Source organism: Burkholderia sp. Bp9012 (genome assembly GCF_003853825.1).
Taxonomy (GTDB): domain Bacteria; phylum Pseudomonadota; class Gammaproteobacteria; order Burkholderiales; family Burkholderiaceae; genus Burkholderia; species Burkholderia diffusa.
This window is the reverse complement of the sequence record NZ_QTQA01000087.1, coordinates 1-608: the sequence shown is the minus strand read 5'-3', so window position 1 is coordinate 608 and position 608 is coordinate 1. Positions and strand designations below refer to the sequence as shown.

General features: G+C 68.8%; 1 protein-coding gene. It reads right to left on the bottom strand.

From position 1 onward, the window contains the following. Positions 1-606, bottom strand: a 606-nt coding sequence (locus DIE11_RS36025) for a tetratricopeptide repeat protein (protein ID WP_124629853.1), incomplete at its 3' end; no start/stop codon positions are given. Between the last annotated feature and the right edge of the window lie 2 nt (positions 607-608).

Below are 608 nucleotides of genomic sequence, written 5' to 3'. Positions count from 1 at the left end.
CAGCGCGACGGCCGCGCGATAGCTGTCCACCGCCGCGTCGAACTTGCGCTGCGTCGTCAGCACGTTGCCGAGATTGTTGTACGCGTCCGCGTAGCGCGGATCGTGTTCGATCGCCTTGCCGTATGCGAGCACCGCCGCATCCGCCTGCCCCAGATCCTTCAGCGCGTTGCCCAGGTTGTTGTATGCCTGCGCATAGTCCGGCCGCAGCGCGATCGCCTGCGCGCAGTGCTGCATCGACGCATCCGGCTGCCGCGCCTCGCGCAGCGCATCGCCCAGGTTGTTGTGCGCTTCCGCGTAGTCCGGCTGCCGCCGCACCGCTTCGCGGTACTGCGCGATCGCATCGTCGAGCCGGCCCCGCTCGCGCAGCGCGTTGCCCAGGTTGTTGTGATAGATCGCGCTCGGATACGCGTCGATCGAGCGGCGCATCAGCGCGATGCCTTCTTCCGGCTGCCCTGCCTGACAGGTCAGCAGTCCGAGGAAATGCAGCGCGTCCGGATGCGCGGGCTCCCCCGCGAGCAGCTGCTCGTAGCCCGCCTTCGCGTCGCCCAGCCGGCCCGCCTGGTGATGCGCCAGTGCGGCGCCGAGAATGTCCGTGGTCTGTTGCATGT